Origin of the sequence: Streptomyces sp. NPDC014623, assembly GCF_043088245.1 — a bacterium.
In the GTDB taxonomy this organism is placed as follows: Bacteria; Actinomycetota; Actinomycetes; order Streptomycetales; family Streptomycetaceae; genus Streptomyces.
In genome coordinates, this window is sequence record NZ_JBIBZU010000020.1 from 40,627 (window position 1) to 61,494 (window position 20,868).

The 20,868-nt window shown below is 70.4% G+C and carries 17 protein-coding genes and 2 tRNA genes; 12 read left to right on the forward strand and 7 right to left on the reverse strand.

What is annotated here, in order from left to right:
• Positions 1-6: 6 nt before the first annotated feature.
• The 4 genes from ACF1FZ_RS27425 (at position 7) to ACF1FZ_RS27440 (ending at position 5,467) form a co-directional block, all read left to right on the forward strand.
• Positions 7-2,913, forward strand: coding sequence for a UPF0182 family protein (locus ACF1FZ_RS27425; RefSeq protein WP_391776144.1), 2,907 nt, complete (start codon positions 7-9; stop codon positions 2,911-2,913).
• A gap of 42 nt (positions 2,914-2,955) precedes the next feature.
• Positions 2,956-3,029: transfer RNA gene (locus ACF1FZ_RS27430), tRNA-Met, on the forward strand.
• Between the two features lie 212 nt (positions 3,030-3,241).
• Positions 3,242-5,299, forward strand: coding sequence for a sel1 repeat family protein (locus tag ACF1FZ_RS27435; protein WP_391776064.1), 2,058 nt, complete (start codon positions 3,242-3,244; stop codon positions 5,297-5,299).
• Positions 5,300-5,393: 94 nt separating this feature from the next.
• Positions 5,394-5,467, forward strand: a tRNA-Met gene (locus ACF1FZ_RS27440).
• A 158-nt stretch (positions 5,468-5,625) separates the two neighbouring features.
• Here ACF1FZ_RS27440 and ACF1FZ_RS27445 read toward each other — a convergent pair.
• Positions 5,626-6,045 carry a Fur family transcriptional regulator gene (locus tag ACF1FZ_RS27445; RefSeq protein ID WP_391776065.1) on the reverse strand — a complete coding sequence of 140 codons (420 nt, stop codon included), beginning with the start codon at positions 6,043-6,045 and terminating at the stop codon, positions 5,626-5,628.
• A 175-nt stretch (positions 6,046-6,220) separates the two neighbouring features.
• Here ACF1FZ_RS27445 and ACF1FZ_RS27450 point away from each other — a divergent pair, with 175 nt between their 5' ends.
• A complete protein-coding gene (locus tag ACF1FZ_RS27450; RefSeq protein WP_391776066.1) occupies positions 6,221-7,675 on the forward strand; it encodes a catalase in 1,455 nt (484 codons plus the stop codon).
• Positions 7,676-7,779: 104 nt separating this feature from the next.
• Here the strand turns inward: ACF1FZ_RS27450 and ACF1FZ_RS27455 are convergent, their stop codons facing one another.
• Positions 7,780-8,181 carry a cyclic nucleotide-binding/CBS domain-containing protein gene (locus tag ACF1FZ_RS27455; RefSeq protein ID WP_391776067.1) on the reverse strand — a complete coding sequence of 134 codons (402 nt, stop codon included), beginning with the start codon at positions 8,179-8,181 and terminating at the stop codon, positions 7,780-7,782.
• 1,105 nt (positions 8,182-9,286) lie between these two features.
• On the opposite strand from ACF1FZ_RS27455, the gene ACF1FZ_RS27460 reads away from it, so the two are divergent.
• Positions 9,287-9,595: a hypothetical protein gene (locus ACF1FZ_RS27460; protein ID WP_391776068.1), complete on the forward strand. Its 309-nt coding sequence runs from the start codon at positions 9,287-9,289 to the stop codon at positions 9,593-9,595.
• Positions 9,596-10,057: 462 nt separating this feature from the next.
• Here the strand turns inward: ACF1FZ_RS27460 and hisN are convergent, their stop codons facing one another.
• The 5 genes from hisN to ACF1FZ_RS27485 all read right to left on the reverse strand — a co-directional run bounded on the left by hisN (position 10,058) and on the right by ACF1FZ_RS27485 (position 15,155).
• The gene (gene hisN, locus ACF1FZ_RS27465; RefSeq protein ID WP_391776069.1) at positions 10,058-10,858 is read right to left on the reverse strand and encodes a histidinol-phosphatase; all 801 of its coding nucleotides are present in this window, start codon (positions 10,856-10,858) and stop codon (positions 10,058-10,060) included.
• A 639-nt stretch (positions 10,859-11,497) separates the two neighbouring features.
• Positions 11,498-11,821, reverse strand: a complete 324-nt coding sequence (locus ACF1FZ_RS27470; RefSeq protein ID WP_391776070.1) for a DMT family transporter — start codon at positions 11,819-11,821, stop codon at positions 11,498-11,500.
• Positions 11,822-11,936: 115 nt separating this feature from the next.
• The gene (gene rsgA, locus ACF1FZ_RS27475) at positions 11,937-12,953 is read right to left on the reverse strand and encodes a ribosome small subunit-dependent GTPase A (protein WP_391776071.1); all 1,017 of its coding nucleotides are present in this window, start codon (positions 12,951-12,953) and stop codon (positions 11,937-11,939) included.
• Between the two features lie 3 nt (positions 12,954-12,956).
• Positions 12,957-14,336, reverse strand: coding sequence for a 3-phosphoshikimate 1-carboxyvinyltransferase (aroA, locus tag ACF1FZ_RS27480; RefSeq protein WP_391776072.1), 1,380 nt, complete (start codon positions 14,334-14,336; stop codon positions 12,957-12,959).
• Positions 14,337-14,441: 105 nt separating this feature from the next.
• Entirely contained in the window at positions 14,442-15,155 is a 714-nt protein-coding gene (locus tag ACF1FZ_RS27485; protein WP_391776073.1) for a M50 family metallopeptidase, read from the reverse strand.
• A 71-nt stretch (positions 15,156-15,226) separates the two neighbouring features.
• Here ACF1FZ_RS27485 and ACF1FZ_RS27490 point away from each other — a divergent pair, with 71 nt between their 5' ends.
• The 6 genes from ACF1FZ_RS27490 to ACF1FZ_RS27515 all read left to right on the forward strand — a co-directional run bounded on the left by ACF1FZ_RS27490 (position 15,227) and on the right by ACF1FZ_RS27515 (position 20,779).
• Positions 15,227-16,042: an SOS response-associated peptidase gene (locus tag ACF1FZ_RS27490; RefSeq protein WP_391776074.1), complete on the forward strand. Its 816-nt coding sequence runs from the start codon at positions 15,227-15,229 to the stop codon at positions 16,040-16,042.
• Positions 16,043-16,058: 16 nt separating this feature from the next.
• Positions 16,059-16,757 (forward strand): alpha/beta family hydrolase, encoded by a 699-nt coding sequence (locus ACF1FZ_RS27495; RefSeq protein WP_391776075.1) that lies wholly within the window; start codon positions 16,059-16,061, stop codon positions 16,755-16,757.
• A gap of 285 nt (positions 16,758-17,042) precedes the next feature.
• Positions 17,043-17,699 carry a sigma-70 family RNA polymerase sigma factor gene (locus ACF1FZ_RS27500; protein WP_391776076.1) on the forward strand — a complete coding sequence of 219 codons (657 nt, stop codon included), beginning with the start codon at positions 17,043-17,045 and terminating at the stop codon, positions 17,697-17,699.
• Positions 17,696-18,013, forward strand: a complete 318-nt coding sequence (gene rsrA / locus ACF1FZ_RS27505) for a mycothiol system anti-sigma-R factor (protein WP_391776077.1) — start codon at positions 17,696-17,698, stop codon at positions 18,011-18,013. The genes ACF1FZ_RS27500 and rsrA overlap by 4 nt, the downstream gene beginning before the upstream one ends.
• Before the next feature lie 139 nt (positions 18,014-18,152).
• The gene (locus ACF1FZ_RS27510) at positions 18,153-19,535 is read left to right on the forward strand and encodes an HD-GYP domain-containing protein (protein ID WP_391776078.1); all 1,383 of its coding nucleotides are present in this window, start codon (positions 18,153-18,155) and stop codon (positions 19,533-19,535) included.
• Positions 19,532-20,779, forward strand: a complete 1,248-nt coding sequence (locus ACF1FZ_RS27515; RefSeq protein ID WP_391776079.1) for an HD-GYP domain-containing protein — start codon at positions 19,532-19,534, stop codon at positions 20,777-20,779. The genes ACF1FZ_RS27510 and ACF1FZ_RS27515 overlap by 4 nt, the downstream gene beginning before the upstream one ends.
• The last annotated feature ends 89 nt before the right edge of the window (positions 20,780-20,868 follow it).

A 20,868-nucleotide genomic window follows, 5' to 3' on the forward strand; every position in this document is an offset into this window, starting at 1 on the left:
TTCCAGATGCCGGACCGCGGCGGAGGCCCGACCGGGCCACGGATCAGAGTCGGCCGCCCGTCCCGGCGCGTCCGTACCCTGCTCATGACATTGGGCGTCCTGGCGGTCCTCGCCATGGCCTTCGTCATGTTCGCCGGGTTCTGGACGGACTGGCTCTGGTACAGGTCGGTCGCGTTTTCGTCTGTCTTCACCACCACCCTGTGGACCAAGATCGGACTGTTCCTCGTCTTCGGACTGCTGATGGCCCTCGCCATCGGTGTGAACATCTGGCTCGCGCACCGGCTCCGGCCGCCGCTGAGCGCGATGTCGCTGGAGCAGCAGAGCCTGGACCGCTACCGGATGAGCGTCGCCCCGTACAAGAAGTGGGTGCTGCTCGCGGTCACCGCGCTCGTCGGGCTGATCGCCGGCGCCTCCGCGTCCGGCCAGTGGCGTACATGGCTGTTGTACGTCAACGGCGTGCCGTTCGGCCAGAAGGACCCCCAGTTCAAGCTGGACGTCGCCTTCTTCGCCTTCGACCTGCCGTGGTACCGCTTCATGCTCGGGTTCGGCTTCGCCGCGGTGGTGCTGTCGCTGATCGCGGCGGCGCTGACCCACTACCTCTACGGCGGGCTGCGCGTCACGAGCCCCGGCGCGCGGGCCACGGGTGCGGCCACGGGCCACCTCTCGGTGCTGCTCGGCATCTTCGTCGCCCTGAAGGCCGTGGCGTACTGGCTCGACCGGTACGGCCTGGCCGTGAAGTCCAGTGACTTCAAGGCCACGGACAACTGGACGGGCCTGCGGTACGTCGACGCCAACGCCTATCTGCCGGCGAAGACGATCCTGTTCTGCATCGCCGTGATCTGTGCGCTGCTCTTCTTCGCGACCCTCTGGCGTCGTACCTGGCAGCTGCCGGTGATCGGTTTCGGCCTGATGGTCCTGTCGGCGATCCTGATCGGCGGGCTCTACCCGGCGATCGTGCAGAAGTTCCAGGTCCAGCCCAACGAACAGGCCAAGGAAGCGCCGTTCATCCGGAAGAACATCGACGCGACACGTGATGCCTACGACATCGGCGACGCGAAGGTGGACGACTACTCCGGCAAGAGCACGACGACGGACGAAGCCAAGCTCCGCGCCTCAGCGGGCGAAGCAGCGAGCTACCGGGTGATGGACCCGAACGTCGTCTCGCCGGCCTTCCAGCAGCTCCAGCAGAGGAGGAACTACTACCAGTTCCCCAAGACGCTGGACGTCGACCGCTACAAGGGTGCGGACGGCAAGGAGCAGGACACCGTCATCGGCCTGCGTGAGCTCAACCTCGACGGCCTTCCCAAGCGGAACTGGATCAACGACCACTTCACGTACACCCACGGCTACGGCGCCATCGCGGCCCGCGGCACCACGACGGGCACCAACCCGACGGGTTCCCCGGACTTCACGGAGTCGGGTCTGCCGACCACCGGTGAGCTGGGGGAGTACGAGCAGCGGATCTACTACGGTGAGAAGACCGAGCAGTACTCCATCGTCGGCGGGCCCCAGAAGGAGCTCGACTACGAGGAGGACGGTGAGAAGACCACCAGCTACAAGGGCAAGAGCGGGGTCAGCCTCTCCAGCGCCTTCAACCGCGCCGCCTACGCGGTGTCCTTCAGCGAGCCGCAGATCCTGTACTCCGGAGCCATCGGGGACGGTTCGCGCATCCTGTACAACCGGACGCCCAAGGAGCGGGTGGAGGCGGTCGCTCCCTGGCTGACGATCGACGGTGACGCCTACCCGGCGGTGGTGGGCAAGCGCATCCAGTGGGTCGTCGACGCCTACACCACGACCAACGGCTACCCCTACGCCTCGCGTACGACGCTCGGGGACACCACGGCCGACTCGCTGACCACCAACCAGCGCGCGGTCGTCGCCCAGCAGAACCAGGTCAACTACATCCGCAACTCGGTGAAGGCGACCGTCGACGCGTACACGGGCAAGGTCACGCTCTACGAGTGGGACACCAAGGACCCGGTGCTCAAGACGTGGCGCAAGGCCTTTCCCGGCACCGTGAAGTCCCGGGGTGACATCCCGCAGCAGCTGATGGACCACCTGCGGTACCCGCAGGACCTCTTCAAGGTCCAGCGGGAGCTGCTGACGCGTTACCACGTCGAGGACCCCGCGCAGTTCTACAGCGGCAGTGACGCCTGGCAGGTACCGGACGACCCCACCAACAAGGAGCCGGGGGCCGTGCCGCCGTACTACCTGAGCATGAAGATGCCGGGTCAGGACGCGCAGAAGTTCTCGCTGACCACGACGTTCACCCCCAGAGGGCGGCCCAACCTCGGGGCGTTCATGGCGGTGGACGCGGACGCGGCCAGTAAGGACTACGGCACGATAAGGCTGTTGAGAGTCACCAACACGGTGAAGGGCCCCGGCCAGGTGCAGAGCGAGCTCAACGGCAACGACGACGTCGCCGAGTTCGTGAGGAACCTCAAGGGGACCGACTCGGACATCGAGTACGGCAATCTGCTGACCGTGCCGCTCGACGGAGGTTTCCTCTACATCGAACCGGTCTACACGCGCGGTGGCACACAGAACTACCCGCTGCTGCGCAAGGTGGCCGCCTCGTACGGGTCGAAGATCGTCTTCGAGAACAGCCTCGGAGAGGCGCTCAACGCGGTCTTCGGGGTCGAGGAGTCCGATACGCCCACGCCGCCGACGGAGCCCGGTGACACCACGGAGCCCCCGGCCACCGGGGAGGCGGCCCTGAAGAAGGCCATCGCGGACGCCCAGCAGGCGTACACGGAGGGCGAGACGGCTCTCAAGGAGCAGGACTGGGAGGCCTACGGCAAGGCCCAGGCGGCTCTGGAGGAGGCGCTCCGGAGGGCCGCGGCGGCGCAGCCCGAGCCCGGTGGCACCGAAGGTGCCGAAAAGCCGGAGGGCGGCGGCGACCAGGGCAGCTGAGAAAGCCCCACCCCGCGTCGTGGTACTGTTTGAACACAACGACGCGGGGTGGAGCAGCTCGGTAGCTCGCTGGGCTCATAACCCAGAGGTCGCAGGTTCAAATCCTGTCCCCGCTACTGAAAGGCGAAGGCCCGGATCCCAAGGGATCCGGGCCTTCGTCGTGCCGCGAGGTCTTTTCTCAAGTTGTCGGAGTGAAGTGCGGGTCGCGGGGCACGAGTTGAACTCAGTCATGTTTCACTTGTCTCTCTGTGGGCATGTCGACAAAACGCTGAAGTGACCTCACTGGCCGCGATATACCAGGTGTACGCGGGTTGCAGGTGGTGCGACGATGGTATTTATGGGGGACAGGGCAACTCTGTTGGAGACAGGGCGGTTTGTGCAGCGACGCGGCCGAACGACGGAAAACGTGGCAGATGCGGCATTCGCCGCTGTCCCCGCCGGGACCGCTGACACCGCCGACGGCGCCCGCGAGGTCACCGTCCTCACCGCGGACATCGCCGGCACGCCCGGCCGCGCCGAACGCCTCGGCGGCACCGAAGGTGCGGGCGCCGACGAGAACACGGACACCACCGACCCCACGGATCACGCCGACGAGACAGAGGCGCGGCACCGCCGCGCCGCGGAAGCCGGTGACACGGCGTCGATGAGCGTCCTGGGTGCTCTCCTGCTGCGACGCGGTGACCTGGACGGTGCGGAGCCCTTCCTGCGCGCGGCTACCGCGGAGGGCGACCGGGCCGCGGCCAACAATCTCGGTGTGCTCCTCCACCAGAGGGGATACGCGGACGAGGCAGCCGGGTGGTGGCGTATCGCCGCTGTCGCCGGCTCCGCCGCCGCTGCACATGCCCTCGGGCGGCACTTCAGGGAGCGCGGGGACGAGCCCGGAGCCGAGTACTGGCTGCGCCAGTCCGCCGAGCAGGGTCATGCGCTGGGCGCGTACGCACTGGCCGACCTGCTGGAGCACCGCGGCGACGCCGGCGCCGAGCGCTGGCTGCGCGCCGCCGCGGAGCAGGGGCACCGGGAGGCGGCGTACCGCCTGGCGCGGATGATCGAGCGCACGGCCGTCGGCGACGCGCACGATGCCTTCGGTCCGGGCCGTGTCATGGGGGACGGCCGCCGGGGGCTGGACGCCGGTACGCCCGTGAAGCGGGACAGTCCTGTCGCGGGCCCGGACGCCGGACGGGTCGGCGAGGCCGAGCAGTGGTACCGCCAGGCCGCGGCGCGCGGTCACCGCCGTGCCGCACTGCATCTCGGCGCCATCCTCGAACAGCGCGGAGAACTGAAGGAGGCCGGGCGCTGGTATCTCACCGCCGCCAAGGAGGGCGAACCCCGGGCGGCCTGCGCCCTCGGGTTCCTGCTGCGCGACGCGGGTGACGAGGAGAGCGCGGCCGTGTGGTGGCTGCGTGCCGCCCAGGACGGCGACGGCAACGCGGCCAACGCGCTGGGCGCACTGCACGCGGCCAGGGGTGAGCAGCAGACCGCCGAGCGCTGGTACCGGGCCGCCATGGACGCGGGTGACGTCAACGGCGCGTACAACCTCGGACTGCTCTGCGCCGCCCAGGACCGGATACCGCAGGCCGAGCAGTGGTACCGCCGTGCTGCTTACGCAGGGCACCGCGAGGCGGCGAACGCGCTGGCCGTGCTGCTGCTCCAGGCAGGGGACGCGACCGGGGCCGAGCCGTGGTTCTCCAAGGCGGCGGAGGCGGGCAGTGTGGACGCCGCCTTCAACCTCGGAATTCTGCACGCCGGACGGGACGAGGAGGGCGCGGCGCTCGGCTGGTACCAGCGGGCGGCTGCGGCCGGGCACACCGATGCCGCACTCCAGGTGGGCATGGCTCTGCTCCAGGACGGCAAGGAGCACGAGGCCGAGCGCCACCTGCGCTGCGCCGCGGGCGGCGGCAGCGCCGAGGCCGCCTTCCGGCTGGCGGGTCTCCTCGACCTGCGCCAGCCGGTACCGGGGCAGCCCGCGCTGGGGGAGCCGATGCCGGAGAGGACCGAGTGCGAGGAGTGGTACGAGAGGGCGGCCGAGCAGGGTCACCGCCGTGCCCAGGTCAGGGCCGGGATGCTCGCTGCCGCACGTGGTGACATGGCCGGCGCCGCGCGCTGGTACCGCGAGGCGGCGGAGTCGGGCAGCCGCAACGGGGCCTTCAACCTCGGCCTGCTGCTCGCCCGTGAGGGCAGCGAACGGGAGGCGGCGTTGTGGTGGAGCCGTGCCGCCAACGACGGGCACGGCCGGGCCGCCCTGCGTCTCGCCCTCCTCGCCGCCCGCCGTGGTGAGCTCGCCGAGGGGCAGCGCTGGTGTGCCAGGGCGGTCGAGCTGGGGCCGGCGGAGGTGGCCGAGCGGGCCGCGCGTCTGCTGGAGGCGCTGCAGCAGGAGCTCACCGCGTGATGACGGGCCTGCCGGCTCACGGCTGCGCGGGGGCGTACCGGTGAACGAATTTGCTCAGGTCGGCAGGGGTGCCGTAGTGTTGCACTCACAACGACGCGGGGTGGAGCAGCTCGGTAGCTCGCTGGGCTCATAACCCAGAGGTCGCAGGTTCAAATCCTGTCCCCGCTACTGAAAGCCGGAGGCCCGGATCCTTTCAAGGATCCGGGCCTCCGACGTATGTCCGTGCGAAGCCGGCCCTGCGTGCCACGCATGAGCCCGCGCCCCGCAAGTGCCACCCGGCGCGGAAAGCCTGACGCGGGAAACCCGGTGCGGGGCCGCCCGTCCCGTCAGGGCGTGACGGCACAGTTCGGGCAGGTGCCGCGGTAGGTCACCTCGACGTCCGAGACCGTGAAGCCGAAGCGTTCGGTGTCCGGCAGGTCCGCCAGCGGATTGCCGGCCGGATGTACGTCGCGGATCGCTCCGCAGCGCCCGCACACCAGGTGGTGGTGGGGGCGGTGGGCGTTCGGGTCGTACCGCTTCGCCCGGCGGTCGGTGGAGACCTCGATGACCTCCCCGAGGGTGACCATCTCGCCGAGGGTGTTGTACACGGTGGCGCGGGAGATCTCCGGCAGCCGCTCGACGGCCCTCGCGTGGACCTCGTCCGCCGTCAGGTGGACATGGTCTCCCTCGAGGACCTCGGCCACCACGCGCCGCTGCGCCGTCATGCGCCAGCCGCGTCCACGAAGTCGTTCCAGGAGGTCACTCATGAAGCCCAGCCTAGCAGCGGAAAGGGCGAGTTCCGAGTAGGTGTTACTTTGGATGTCAGCTTGACTTAGACAAAGTCCATTATAGGATCGTGAACATATCGGCCAAGGGCAGGCTGCGGCCGAAGACGGGCCGCACGGGGAAAGACGCTGTGCGGACATGACGCAGGAGGCGCGCGTGACTCAGGGACCGCTCACCACGGAGGCCGGCGCTCCGGTGGCCGACAATCAGAACAGCGAGACCGCCGGCCCAGGTGGACCGGTTCTCGTCCAGGACCAGGCGCTCCTCGAGAAGCTCGCGCACTTCAACCGCGAGCGCATTCCGGAGCGCGTCGTGCATGCCCGTGGCGCCGGTGCGTACGGCACCTTCACGCTGACCCGGGACGTCTCGCGGTGGACCCGGGCGAAGTTCCTCTCGGAGGTCGGCAAGCGGACCGAGACCTTCCTGCGCTTCTCCACCGTGGCGGGCAACCTCGGCTCGGCGGACGCGGCCAGGGACCCCCGCGGCTGGGCGCTGAAGTTCTACACCGAAGAGGGCAACTACGACCTCGTCGGCAACAACACCCCGGTGTTCTTCATCAGGGACGCCATCAAGTTCCCCGACTTCATCCACACCCAGAAGCGCGACCCGTACACCGGGTCGCAGGAGGCGGACAACGTCTGGGACTTCTGGGGTCTGTCCCCCGAGTCCACGCACCAGGTGACCTGGCTCTTCGGTGACCGCGGCATCCCCGCCTCGTACCGTCACATGGACGGCTTCGGCTCGCACACCTTCCAGTGGAACAACGAGGCCGGCGAGGTCTTCTGGGTCAAGTACCACTTCAAGACCGATCAGGGCATCAAGAACCTCACCACCGAGGAAGCCGTCCGCCTCTCCGGCGTCGACCCGGACAGTCACCAGCGCGACCTGCGCGAGTCCATCGAGCGCGGTGACTTCCCCTCCTGGACGGTGCAGGTCCAGATCATGCCGGCGGCGGAGGCGGCCACGTACCGCTTCAACCCGTTCGATCTGACCAAGGTGTGGCCTCACGCCGACTACCCGCCCATCGAGATCGGCAAGCTGGAGCTCAACCGCAACCCGGAGAACGTCTTCGCCGAGGTCGAGCAGTCGATCTTCAGCCCGGCGCACTTCGTGCCCGGCATCGGCCCCTCCCCCGACAAGATGCTCCAGGGCCGTCTCTTCGCGTACGGCGACGCCCACCGCTACCGCGTCGGCATCAATGCCGACCACCTGCCGGTGAACCGCCCGCACGCCGCCGAGGCGCGCACCAACAGCCGTGACGGCTATCTGTACGACGGCCGGCACAAGGGGTCGAAGAACTACGAGCCCAACAGCTTCGGCGGCCCCGTCCAGACGAACCGGCCGCTCTGGCAGCCCGTCCCCGTCACGGGCGGAACGGGCAACCACGAGACGCCGCTCCACGCCGAGGACGACGATTTCGTGCAGGCCGGCAACCTCTACCGGCTCATGTCCGAGGACGAGAAGGTCCGGCTGATCGACAACCTCGCCGGATTCATCTCCAAGGTTTCGCGCGACGACATCGCCGACCGCGCGATCGGCAACTTCCGTCAGGCCGACGGAGACTTCGGCAAGCGGCTGGAGGTCGCGGTCCAGGCCCTGCGCGACCAGTAGCCCTTGTCGTCGGCGGTGGGGCCGGACTCCCCGGGTCGTCCGGGGACCCGGCCCACCGGCGTCGGCGGGGCCGGGAGGGGTGCGCAGTTCGGAAACGGGGAAAGTCAGGCTGTCAGGCCGGCGGCATGTCGTCTGTCCGGCACCCAGCACCTGATGATGTCGCGCACCGAGACGATGCCCACGGGGCCGTCGCCGTCCAGCACGACCAGATGCCGGAAGCCACCGTGCGTCATGGCTTCCGCGGCCTCCTCGAGGGTCCAGACCGGAGTGGCGAAGACCACGTCGGTGGTCGTGTGGGTGGACGCGGTCTCGGTATCGGGATCCAGCCCGGCGCCGATCGCGTCGAGGACGTCGCGCTCGGTGAGGATGCCGAGCCCGCAGGTGTCAGGGTCGTGCACGACAGCTGCTCCGACACGTCGGGCCGACATCAGCCGGGCCGCCTGACGGAGCGTATGGGCAGGGCCGATGGTGAGGACCAGGGTGCTCATGGCGTCGCGGACGAGCATGCGGGGAGCCACCTCCTTCGGAAGCGACCTGTGAGGGCCTGCGTGAGGCGATTCACAAGTTCACAAGTGGGGGTTCCCAGAGTCGCACCGCGAAGGGGGCCGGACAAGGGGGCGTGCGCTCGATCCGGAGGCGCACGGGAGCGCGGAGGTCACAGCGCCCGTACGGGGTGACGCGTCATGCCTGCCTCACTCGAAACAGCGCGGAGGTCGAGACGGCTCCTGGGGGCGGGGCCTCCGTCCTCGCGATCAGTCGTGATTGCGGCCTGGCGTAAGTGTTCCGCTCGGACCGTGTCCTGCATGACGAGGCGGACGAGCCGCTTGTGGTCGCACGCTTCGAGGTGCTGCGGACCGAAGTGCCGACGGGAAACGGCGGTCCGTCCACGTCCTGGGGAACCTGCGTTCTGGAACCAGGCGCGCCGCGGTCCCACGGAGCTCGGCCCCGTGGTTCCGCCTGCACATCCCCTCGTGTGCGGAGTCGAGGAGGCGGCGCGGCGATCGGCCGCAGCCCGTCCTGCGCGCTCCGCGTACCAAGTCCCCTGTGTGCCTTGCGGTCCACCGTCTGGCGGCCGGTACTCAGCCGTCGCCGGCGCGAGCCGGTCACGCGGCGGCGCGGCTGCAGCCGCCGAGCCGGGGCGCGAAAGGTGCAGCTGGACACGTCGGCGCCGACCGGGCGGGCAAGCAGGCGAAGCCTCTGGTGGAGACGGCTCTCCTGGCCGAGAAGCCATCGGCCAGGGGCTTCGCTGCGTTGCCGCCCCAGCCGGCCACGCCTGGAACCGGGTTGGAAAGACCTCGCTGCACAGGGCAGGGTCCGTATCGCCAATCGAAAGCATGAAATATTCTCGGTGCTCTCGTTGTGTCGCTTTTAGGCGAAATCTAATCCATTGACGCACTCGAGGGGCAGTTGTAAGATCAACTACTGGAAAGCTGGCGCGGAGAATCTGGGCCGGTGCATTTCGGTTCATCGGGGGAATCAATGAATAAAATGGCGAAAGTCGGCATGCTGACCGGCGGGGCCCTCTTGTTTTCGGTACTCGGGGTGGGGCCCGCAAGCGCTGCTACCGCCTATGGGAGCTGCGCCACCTCTCCGCTCAGCTCGAGCGGATCCGTGAATATCGCGAACTGGCCTTACACAGGGACGGTTACCGGTATCACGATCAAGCTCTACGACGAGAAGCCGGACGGCCACCATGTTCGCGTCAGGCTCGCTGAGCAGTGGACCACGGGCAAGAGGATCTACTACTCATGGCGTAAGAATTTGGACGGGTACGGCACGTACAAAACCTGGAGCACCTACATGAACACCACAGGTGCGAATAACAAGATAAGCAATATTGTGCTCCAGGTCGCCACCTATGAAGGTGATACCCAGTTGCAGTACTGCGAGAAGAGGTTGGAAAATCCCGCGGGGGCGTGACCTTCAAGGCCGTTTTCGAGGGCTCGTCATGCGTGGGTGGAGTTCCGTACCGGTGATTCCATGACGTGATCGGCGTCGGGCCTCCTCGCGGTGTCTCCGGCAAGCTGCAGGCCGGGGTGTGAACACGCCGTGGAATTCGGTGCGACGCTTCCGTCGGACGGCCAGGCTCTTGAAGTGGTGGAGCAGCGCGAAGGGCTGCTCCACCACGTGACGGAACCCGGCCGGGCTCTCGGTGCTCGGTGATCCCTTGCGGGCCGTGCCGGGCACGGTCTCCCGGCGACGCAACCGGTCACGGTGCGCATGAGAATTCTTTCGCCGGTCGACCTGCGCGGACCGGTGCCGGGTCTCCCTTCTCGGTGTGGGTACGGGAGTTCGCGAGGCGTGAGCCGTCGCGCCATTCGTGGCAGAGGACGAACGGGAGGCCCGGCAGGCAGGGCTTCCCGGCGCCGGCCGGGGCCCCGGTCAGTAGCGCTGGTTGAGATAGCCGAGCAGCTCGTGGTGCAGCAGCCCGTTGGACGCCGCCGCGTTGCCGCCGCCCGGACCGGACACCCCGTCCAGGCTGGTGAACCGCCCGCCGGCCTCCTGGACGATGATCGCGTTCGCCGCCATGTCCCACAGGGAGAGCTCCGGCTCCGCACAGATGTCCACCGACCCCTCGGCGACCATCATGTACGGCCAGAAGTCCCCGTAACCCCGGGTGCGCCAGCAGGCACGTGTCAGGTCCAGGAAGCCGTCGAGCCGCCCCTGGTCCTCCCAGCCGGTCATCGAGGCGTACGCGAACGAGGAGTCCGCGATCCTCTCGACCTTCGACACGTGCAGCCGCGTCGCGGAGGTCAGGCTGCGGCCGGAGAAGGCGCCGGCGCCCTTCGCCGCCCACCAGCGGCGGTTCAGGGCGGGGGCGGACACCACACCGACCACCGGCTGGAAACCGTCCTCGCCCGCCTCCATCAGGGAGATCAGCGTCGCCCAGACGGGCACACCCCGTACGTAGTTCTTGGTGCCGTCGATCGGGTCGACGACCCAGCGCCGTGGCCCGCTGCCCTCGATCCCGTACTCCTCGCCGAGGATCGCGTCACGCGGACGGGCCCGGTGCAGGTGACCCCGGATCAGCTCCTCCGCGTGCTTGTCGGCCTCGCTCACCGGAGTCATGTCCGGCTTGGTCTCGACCTTGAGGTCCAGAGCCTTGAACCGGTCCATCGTCGCCGCGTCGGCGGCGTCCGCCAGTACGTGGGCCAGGCGCAGATCATCGTGGTAATCGGGCATGCCGTTCACAGTATCCACAGCCACCCGCCCGGGCTACACGGACCCGGGCGGGGCCCAGGTCGCGTCCGGGCGGCGGCCGCGACGCGCGGGCCCCCAGCAGAGGAGGCGACGATGCCCTCAGTGCGAGAAGTCCTGCTGGACTCCGCGCACCCGGCGCTCTCCACGCGGCCCCGGCCGGCCGTGCGCATGGCCGAGGTGGCGGCCCGGGCAGGGGTCTCCCGGCAGGCCCTCCGCCACGGGCCCGCCGGCAAGGACGGTCCGGCCCACGCACCGGACCGGTGTGCGGCCGACGATCACCCGGCGGCGCGCACAGGCACTCGGTACCCACCGCACCAGAGGGAGGGCTGCTGGAACCCGTCCGCCGGACGGTCCGGGCGGCCCGCGCGGACGCCCCGGTCAAGGCACTGTTCACCGGCGTACGGGACGAGTGCTCACCCGGCCCGGGGGCCCCGGCCGGTACGGCACCGCTCGCGCCCACCGAGCCGCTCGCGCCCGTCGGGGACCGGGCCGTGACCGTGCTGAAGGGCGGCTCTGCGCCGTGCGGCCCCGTGGAGCCGGCGATGGCCTGCGAGGTCGCGCTCCGGCTCGTCCTGTCGTACGCCCTGGTCCCGGCGGAGTGCGCCGGCCCGTCGCGTGGGCTCAGTGCGCCGAACCGGACAGCTGCAGACCGATCACACCGATGATCACCAGTGAGATCGACACCAGCTTGAGCGTGGAGACCACGTCGTCGAGGAAGACCATCCCGTAGATCGCGGTCCCCGCCGCTCCGATACCCGTCCACACCGCGTAGGCCGGGCCCACGTCGAGCTTCTTGAGCGCCATCGTGAGCAGACCGAAACTGCCGAGGGCGAACGCGCAGAACGCGATCGTCGGCCAGATCCGGGTGAACCCGTGCGAAAGCTTCAGACACACGGCGAAGCCGGTCTCCAGCAGTCCGGCGACCACGACCAGCAACCACGCCATCGTCAGTGCCTCCCACATAGGTGACGCTTCGTCCCGCTTGCGCGATTATGCCCTTACCAGCCGTGGGAACCCGCAAACGTGCGCGAGTCGGGCGCCGGAGCCGACCGCCGTTCCCTCAGTCGCCCTCGCGCCGTTCGCGGGTCGAGAGCAGCCTCCGCAGTGAGTCGAGCCGCGCCGGATCGGCGCTCCCCTGTGCCACCCACGCGTCCAGGGCGCACTCCGGCTCCTGGCCGTCATGGGTGCAGCCGCGCGGGCAGTTCTCCGTACCCGGCTGGAGATCGGGGAAGGCGTTGATGACCCGGGAGGGATCGACGTGGTGCAGCCCGAACGACCGCACGCCAGGAGTGTCCACGACCCAGCCGCGGCCGTCCGGCAGCGGCAGCGCGAGCGCCGACGTCGTGGTGTGCCTGCCACGCCCCGTCACGGCGTTGACCACTCCGGTCGTCCGCCGCCGGTCCTTCGGCACCAGGGCGTTGACCAGTGTCGTCTTGCCGACCCCGGAGTGCCCCACGAAGGCGGTCACCCGGTCGTTCAGCAGCTCCCGCACCCGGTCGGCGGCGTCGCCGTTCTCCAGCTCCTCGCGACTGGTCACGATGTAGGGGACACCCAGCGGGGTGTACGCCTCCAGGAGCTTGTCCGCCGAGGCCAGGTCGGACTTGGTCAGTACCAGGAGCGGGGTGAGCCCGCCGTCGTACGCCGCCACGAGGCAGCGGTCGATCATGCGCGGGCGGGGTTCGGGGTCGGCGAGCGCGGTGACGACGGCCAGCTGGTCGGCGTTGGCGACGACCACGCGCTCGAACGGATCGTCGTCGTCCGCCGTGCGGCGGAGCACCGACGTACGCGCGCCGATCCGCACGATGCGCGCGAGAGTGTCCTTGTCGCCGGAGAGGTCACCCACCAGGGAGACCCGGTCGCCCACCACGGCGGCCTTGCGGCCCAGTTCGCGCGCTTTCATGGCCGTCACCGCGCGGCCGTCGACGAGACAGGTGAGCCTGCCGCGGTCGACGGTGAGGACCATGCCGTCCTGGGCGTCCTCGTGCTTGGGGCGTGTGTGGGTGCGGGGCCGGTTGCCCTTGGGGTTGGGGCGGACGCGGATGTCGTCCTCGTCAGGGTTCTTCCCGTAGCGGCGCATGCCTCAGACCCCGCGCCTGGCCGGCGAGGCGGTGGTCGCACCGGGCGAGACACCGACGGCGCCCGAGGGCTCCCCGAGCATGCCGGTCCACATGTCCGGGAAGTCCGGCAGGGTCTTGGCCGTCGTGCCGACGTTCTCGATCTCCACCCCCGCCACGGCGAGGCCGATGATCGCACCCGCGGTCGCCATCCGGTGGTCGTCGTACGTGTGGAAGGTGCCGCCGCGCAGCGGGCGCGGCCTGATCCGCAGGCCGTCGGCGGTCTCCGTGACGTCACCGCCGAGACCGTTGATCTCCTTGGTGAGCGCCGCCAGCCGGTCCGTCTCGTGCAGCCGCAGGTGGGCGACACCGCTCAGGGTGGACGGGGAGTCCGCGAGGGCGGCGAGGGCCGCGATGCCCGGCGTCAGCTCACCGACCTCGCCGAGGTCGATGTCGATGCCGCGGACCGTGCCCGAGCCGGTGAAGGTGAGACCGCGCTCGGTCAGCTCGCACGCGCCACCCATCGCGGTGAAGATCTCGCGCAGCGCGTCACCCGGCTGGGTGGTCCGCAGGGGCCAGTCGGGGATCGTCACGCGGCCGCCGGTCACCAGTGCGGCGGCCAGGAACGGCTGGGCGTTGGACAGGTCGGGCTCGACGGTCAGATCGCGGCCCAGCAGGGCGGAGGGGGAGACCCGCCAGACGTCGGGCTCACCGCCCGACTCCGGCTCGTCGACCTGGGCGCCGACCGAACGCAGCATGTCGACGGTCATCCGGATGTGGGGCATGGACGGAAGGGCCGAGCCCGTGTGGCGCACCTCCACCCCCTGGTTGAACCGGGGCGCGGACAGCAGCAGGGCGGAGACGAACTGGGAGGACGAGGAGGCGTCGACGGACACCGCGCCCCCGTCCAGTGCGCCCGCGCCGTGCACGGTCAGCGGCAAAGTTCCCCGGCCGTCGTCGTCGATGCGGGCGCCCAGGGACTTCAGCGCGCCGATCACGCCGTGCAGGGGCCGCTCGTAGGACCGGGGGTCCCCGTCGAAGTGGACGGGGCCGTCCGCGAGGCAGGCCACGGGCGGCAGGAAACGCATCACCGTCCCCGCGTTGCCGACGTCCACCCGGGCCGGGCCGTGCAGACCGGCGGGGATGACCCGCCAGGCCTCGCCCGAGCCGTCCGGGCCCACGCCCTCCTCGATGCCCACGCCCATCGCGCGGAGCGCCTGGGCCATCAGCAGGGTGTCACGGGAACGCAGGGGGCGGCGCAGCCATCCCGGCTCCGAGGACAGGGAAGCGAGGACGAGGGCGCGATTGGTGACCGATTTCGATCCGGGCACGGTGACGGTCGCGTCGACGGCTCCGGTCGCTCGGGGGGCGGGCCAGAGGGCGGGGTGCACGGAACTTTCGGTCATGCCCCTCACTTTAGTGGCTCACCGCAAGCCCAGATCCTGAATAAAAAGGACGAAACCGGCGTGTAACGCAAGGGTGGTAACGGCGTGCTCCCCGCTCGCGCACCCTCACAGTCCGAGGAGCCAGCGTCCGCCGCCGGTCAGCGAGCAGAGCGACACCGCGTGGAAGAGGAAGAGCCAGATCGCGGCCGGTGCGTGCGTCAGCCGGGCGAGCTGGTCGGCGTCCGAGTCCGGTGCGCCGCCGTACCGGCGCTTGGACTGCAGCTCGAACGCCGGGCGCACGCCGCCGAGCAGCAGGAACCAGACGACGGTGTACGCGAACGCCGACTGGACGTCGGCCGGGGTCAGCCAGGACACCAGCAGGAAGACCGTGCCCGTGAGGATGACCGTCAGCGCCCCGTACAGGTTGCGGATCATCACCAGCATCACCGCCAGGAGTGCGGTCGCCAGCCACAGGAGCAGCGTGATCCGGCCGTCGGCCAGCAGCCAGGCGCCGCCCAGTCCCAGCAGAGGTGGCGCCGTGTACCCGGCCGCCGCCGTGAGGATCATGCCGATGCCGGTGGGCCTGCCGCGGCTGACGGTGAGGCCGCTGGTGTCCGAGTGCAGCCGGATGCCGGAGAGCTGCCGCCCGGTGAGCAGGGCGACCAGGCCGTGCCCTCCCTCGTGCGCGATGGTGATGGCGTTGCGCGAGAGCCGCCATATGAGGTTCGGCACCACCGCGACGAGCGCCACCGTGGCCGTGACGACCACCAGCCACTGCTCGGGAGCGGGCTGGGTGCCGAAGACGCGATCCCACAGATCGCCCAGTGCGGTGCTGTCCATGGTGCGGGCGGCTCCTTGATGCTCGGGGGAGAGGTGTCCACTCGACGGCGGGTCGTGGCAGTCTGGCATTTATGTGCGGACGGTATGCAGCGAGCCGGCGGCCGGAAGACCTGACCGGACTCTTCGGTGTGGACACATGGGAACGGGCGGAAACCTTGGAGCCCGACTGGAACGTCGCGCCGACCAAGGAGGTCTACGCGGTTCTGGACCGTCCTGTGAAGGACGCAGACGACCAGCGTCCGGTTCGCCAGCTGCGCGCCCTCAAGTGGGGACTCGTGCCGTCCTGGGCGAAGTCGCCGGAGGGTGGTGCCCGCATGATCAACGCCCGTGCGGAGACCGTCCACGAGAAGCCGTCCTTCCGCCGCCCCTTCGTGTCGAGGCGCTGCATCCTGCCCGCCGACGGCTACTACGAGTGGGTCACCGGGGCCGACGAGCGGCAGCTGGAGGAGAAGGGGAAGAAGAAGCGGCCGCGCAAGCAGCCGTACTTCGTGACGCCCGCGGACGGCTCGGTCTTCGCCATGGCCGGCCTGTACGAGTTCTGGCACGACCGGACACTGCCCGACGACCATCCGCAGGCCTGGTGGGCGACCTGCTCGGTCATCACCACCGAGGCGGAGACGGCCCCGCTCGCCGTGGCGCCCGCGGACGGGCCCGCCTCGCTCTCCGAGATCCACCCGCGGATGCCGCTGATGCTGACCCAGGACCGCTGGGACGACTGGCTCGACCCCTCGCACACCGGCGTCGAGGAGCTGAGGGCGCTGCTGGAGCCGCCGCCGGGCGGACTCATGCGGGCCTATCCGGTGAGCACCGCCGTCAGCAACGTCCGTAACAACGGCCCGGAACTCCTGGAGGAGCTGGCCGCGCCGGAGGCGGGCACGCTCTTCTGACCGGCAGGATGGGCGCGTGAGCCGTACGACAGGGACAGCGCGGAAGACGGAGAGTGTCGGCACGGACGCCGGAGAGGCCAGGATCACCTGGCTCCCCGCGAAGGGGGCCCGTCTCGTACTCGCCCTCGGCCACGGAGCCGGTGGCGGCATCGAGGCCCGTGACCTCCAGGCCCTGGCCACGGTGCTGCCGGGCCGCCGGGTGACCGTGGCACTGGTGGAGCAGCCGTGGCGGGTGGCCGGGAAGAGGCTGGCGCCGGCGCCCCGGACCCTGGACACCGGCTGGCGGGGGCTGTGGCCCGCGCTGACCGCCCCGGAGCTTCCCGTCGTCGCCGGGGGACGCAGCGCCGGCGCCCGGGTCGCCTGCCGTACGGCGCCGGAACTCGGGGCCCGTGCGGTGCTCGCCCTGAGCTTCCCGCTGCACCCTGCCTCGAGCTCTCACCTCCGCTCGAGCGAAGGGGGCCCCACCGGCAGGCCAGGGAAGTCCCGTGCGGACGAACTGCTCGGCACCGGTGTCCCCACCCTTGTGGTGCAGGGCGGGCGGGACCCCTTCGGGCGGCCGGAAGAGTTTCCTCCGGGGGAGCACGGGCTCGTCGAGGTGCCGTACGCGGATCATGGCTTCGCCGTGCCGAAGAAGGTGCCGCTGACCCAGGATCAGGCGATGGACCTCCTCACCGGTGCGGTGGCCGGGTGGCTGGACGGGCTCCCGGCGGCTTAGCCCCCGGACCCGCGCGAGCTCCGGGAATGCGCCGTGCGGGGCGACTGTTGTGGGTGATGTCGGTGCAGCAACGTCCTACGTGGAGAGGGAGTCCGTCGCATGGGTTCGACCATTTGCCCGAGCCGCTCGAACGCCGCAGAGCTGGAGTGGACGGTGCTCCACGCGGCCAGGAGCACTCCGGCGCACGGTCCGGGCGGATCCGATCGACAGCCCGCTCGCAAGCAAGGTCGACTATTCTCCGATGCGAGCGGGTCCGGTTTCGGTTCCGCCACATCGTTGGAGGAGGTGGGTCCGGTCACTGGGACCGACACAGGGACCGACGACGGCCGTGCGCAGGAGACGACTGCCGAGCGCAACGCGCGCTTCGAGCGGGACGCCCTCGGGTATCTGGACCAGATGTACTCGGCCGCGCTGCGCATGACGCGCAATCCCGCGGACGCGGAGGATCTGGTGCAGGAGACGTACGCCAAGGCGTACGGCTCCTTCCATCAGTTCCGTGAGGGCACGAACCTCAAGGCGTGGATGTACCGCATCCTCACCAACACCTTCATCAACTCGTACCGCAAGAAGCAGCGGGAGCCCCAGCGGAGTGGCGCCGAGGAGATCGAGGACTGGCAGCTGGCGCGTGCGGAGTCGCACATGTCGACCGGCCTGCGCTCGGCGGAGTCCCAGGCGCTCGACCACCTGCCGGACTCCGACGTGAAGTCCGCGCTGCAGTCGATCCCCGAAGAGTTCCGCATCGCCGTGTACCTCGCCGATGTGGAGGGCTTCGCCTACAAGGAGATCGCGGACATCATGGGGACACCCATCGGTACGGTGATGTCCCGGCTGCACCGGGGGCGCCGTCAGCTGCGCGGCATGCTGGAGGACTACGCGCGTGAGCGCGGGCTCGTTCCGGCCGGAGCCGGTGAGTCGGACGACAGGAAAGGCTCGGCCTCATGAGCTGCGGAGAGCCGCACGAGACGGACTGCTCAGAGGTTCTCGATCATCTCTACGAGTTTCTCGATCACGAGATGCCCGAGGGCGACTGCACCAAGTTCGAGGTGCATTTCGAGGAGTGCTCCCCGTGCCTGGAGAAGTACGGCCTGGAGCAGGCCGTGAAGAAACTGGTCAAGCGCTGCTGCGGACAGGACGACGTCCCCGCCGACCTGCGTTCGAAGGTGATGGGACGGATCGACCTGATCCGCTCGGGGCAGGCGGTGCCCGAGCAGGACGTGGCCGTGGGCGGCGCCGACCGTCCGGCCGCCGCGGAGTGACGGCCGGACGGTCGCACAACGAGTGATGAACCCCCGTCCGGTCACCCGAATGCGGTAATCCGGTCCGTTCGGGCCCTGGCCCACCCCCGACTCGCTAGCCTGGCGCCTCCATCGACCAGGCTGAGGGCGGGTGAGGCGGGTGAGGAGCACACCGGGGGCGGCGCGCGTCTACCTCCTGTGCACGATGGTCTGCGCCACTGTCTGCGTCCTTCCCGCACTGTCCCCGGGGAGTGCGACTTCCTGGGGCACGCTCTGTCTCCTGGCCGCGCTCTGCCCGGCCTGTGAACTCCCCGGCCGCTTCCGCGTCTTCGGCAGCACCGTCCCGGTCGGTGCCGGATCGTTCTTTCCGCTGCTCCTCACCGCGGCGTTCCTGCTGCCGCCGTCCGCCGCCGCTCTTGTCGCCGTACCCGGCGCGCTCGCGGGCAGGGTGGACCGTCCGCCCGCCGCCGCCCGCCGTGTCTGGCGGGCGGCCGAGCTCGCACTGGCCGTGGGTGCGGCCTCCTGGACCTACACACTCCTGGGCGGCCCCGCCACGCTCGGCGGCTCCTCCGGGGGCGCCCTGCCCGACCTCCCGTACGCCCTCCTCCCGGCCTGCGCCGCCGCACTCGCCTTCAGCCTCGTCCTGGCCGCGCTGGACGGCGGCATCCTCGCCACAGCCGAGCGCGTGGCCGTCAGGCACGCCTGGCGCGGGTTGCCGGCCCGCTCCGTGGGGCCGCATCTGGTGCACGCGCTCGCGGGCCTGATGATGGCCGTCCTGTGGCGGAGCCCCTACGGGCCGCTGTCCGCGCTGGCCGTCCTGCTGCCGATGTACATCTCCTGCTGGGTCTTCGCGCAGTACCACCGCGGGCACGCCGCTCACCGTTCCACCGTCAGGGCACTCGTCCAGGCGGTCGACATCAAGGACGGCTACACCCGTGGCCACAGCGAGCGGGTGGGCCGCGCCTCCGAGCTGATCGCCCATGAACTCGGCATGGAGCAGAGCCGGATCGAAGCTCTCCGGTTCGCCGGCATCCTGCACGACGTCGGCAAACTCGGCGTCCCGACGCGGGTCCTGCGCAAGGACGGGCCGCTCACCCTCGAAGAGCGCCGGGTCATCGAACTGCATCCGGAGTACGGCCACGAGATCGTCCGGGGCATCGGCTTCCTGGACGAGGCGCGTGCCGCGATCCTGCACCATCACGAGCGGCTCGACGGCAGCGGTTATCCGTACGGTCTCGCCGGTGACGGAATCCCCGAGTCCGCCCGGGTCGTCGCCGTCGCGGACGCCTTCGACGCGATGACCTCGACGCGCTCCTACCGGCGCGGGCGGCCCGTCCCCGCGGCTGTGGAGGAGCTGAGGCGCTGCGCCGGGAGCCAGTTCGACCCGCGCGTGGTGCGGGCGCTGGCACGCGCCCTGGACCGCCACGGCTGGTCCGCCGCGGCCGGCACGGTCACCTCGGACGAGGAGCCGCCAGGAGTGCCGGTGCAGGGGGCGGGCGCACGTCCGCCCGCCGGTTCACCGGGGCCGGGGCGGCCCCGGTGAACCCGGTCCGCCTGCCGCCGGCCGCCCTCGCGGTCCGTGGCGCCGCACTGGTCCTCGCGGTCGTCGCCCTCGGCCACACCCTGTGGAACGGGGTCGTGGAGCCCGGCCACGCCCTCGCCTTCGGAGTGCTGGTCACCGTCGGGGAGCTGGCCCGCTGGGGCGCTCTGCCCCAGGAGCGCGAGCCCGCGCCCCTGGGGGCGGCCGGAGCGCTCGCGTACGCACTGCTCGGACGCAGCGGCGGGCAGGACACGGCGCACGGTGCCCTCCAGGTGATCACCGTCGTCGTGGCGGCACAGCTGCTGGCCTCCGTGCCCCATGCGGCGCGCGGCAGCGGGCCCGGACCCGGCCAGGCCGCCCGCCGTGTGCTGGTGGTGGCCTTCGCCGCCGTGTGCTTCCAGCCGCTCCACCATTCGGGCCGGCCGGAGCGGTGGTTCGGCGAGGGGCCGTACTTCGCGCTCTTCCTGCTCGTGCTGCTGGTCCTCACCGCCCTCTGCGACGCCGTCCTCGCGGCCCTCACGGCGGAGACGTCCCGCCCGTACGGACCGCAGCTGCGCGACGAACTCCGCGCGCTCGGCGGCATCGGCCCGGCGGTCTGCGCGACCGGTGCCGTGATGGCGCTCGGGGTCGCCGTCGCGGGTCTGTGGGCCCTGCCGGTGCTGTGCGTACCGCTGCTGCTGACCCAGATCTCCTATCGCCGGTGCGCCGCCGTACACACGACGTACCGGCAGACCATCGCGTCCCTGGCGCGGTCCACGGAGATCGCGGGCTACACCCCGCAGGGGCATGCCCGCAGGGTGGCCGAACTCTCGACGGCCGTGGGGCGGGAGCTGGGGCTCGCCGGCCCCGAGCTGACCGTCCTGGAGTACGCGGCGCTGATGCACGACATCGGCCAGCTCTCCCTCGTCGATCCGGTGGCCGGCGGGGCGACCGCCGTCCTCCCGGCCGAGGAGCAGCGCCGGATAGCGCTGCTCGGAGGGGCGGTGGCCCGTCGGACCGGCGTGGATCCCGCGGTCGCCGTGGTGGTGGAGCAGCAGGCTGATCCGTACCGGGAGCAGCAGACCGCCGCCAGGATCGTCCGTGCGGTCAACGCGTACGACGACCTGTGCGGGGAAGGCGTGAAAGGGCCCCTGGGTGCGCTGGAGCAGCTCAGGCTCGGCACCGGCCGCGACTACCAGCCCCAGGTGGTGGAAGCACTGGCCCGGGTCCTGGCGCGGGGCGGCCCGACCCCTGCCGGGGCCGGGTAACCCATGGGTAATGAGCGAGCGTCCGGCCAGGCATGGTTGGATGCGAAGGAGAGCGGAAACGTGGGTGTCCAGTCGGGACAGGCGGGAAT

What these genes read in the sequence shown, in the direction of transcription:
- ACF1FZ_RS27425 (WP_391776144.1), top strand. Translation starts at nt 7, where the DNA reads ATGCCGGACCGCGGCGGAGGCCCGACCGGGCCACGGATCAGAGTCGGC.
- ACF1FZ_RS27435 (WP_391776064.1), top strand. Translation starts at nt 3,242, where the DNA reads ATGGTATTTATGGGGGACAGGGCAACTCTGTTGGAGACAGGGCGGTTT.
- ACF1FZ_RS27445 (WP_391776065.1), bottom strand. Translation starts at nt 6,045, where the DNA reads ATGAGTGACCTCCTGGAACGACTTCGTGGACGCGGCTGGCGCATGACG.
- ACF1FZ_RS27455 (WP_391776067.1), bottom strand. Translation starts at nt 8,181, where the DNA reads ATGCTCGTCCGCGACGCCATGAGCACCCTGGTCCTCACCATCGGCCCT.
- hisN (WP_391776069.1), bottom strand. Translation starts at nt 10,858, where the DNA reads ATGCCCGATTACCACGATGATCTGCGCCTGGCCCACGTACTGGCGGAC.
- ACF1FZ_RS27470 (WP_391776070.1), bottom strand. Translation starts at nt 11,821, where the DNA reads ATGGCGTGGTTGCTGGTCGTGGTCGCCGGACTGCTGGAGACCGGCTTC.
- rsgA (WP_391776071.1), bottom strand. Translation starts at nt 12,953, where the DNA reads ATGCGCCGCTACGGGAAGAACCCTGACGAGGACGACATCCGCGTCCGC.
- aroA (WP_391776072.1), bottom strand. Translation starts at nt 14,336, where the DNA reads ATGACCGAAAGTTCCGTGCACCCCGCCCTCTGGCCCGCCCCCCGAGCG.
- ACF1FZ_RS27485 (WP_391776073.1), bottom strand. Translation starts at nt 15,155, where the DNA reads ATGGACAGCACCGCACTGGGCGATCTGTGGGATCGCGTCTTCGGCACC.
- ACF1FZ_RS27490 (WP_391776074.1), top strand. Translation starts at nt 15,227, where the DNA reads ATGTGCGGACGGTATGCAGCGAGCCGGCGGCCGGAAGACCTGACCGGA.
- rsrA (WP_391776077.1), top strand. Translation starts at nt 17,696, where the DNA reads ATGAGCTGCGGAGAGCCGCACGAGACGGACTGCTCAGAGGTTCTCGAT.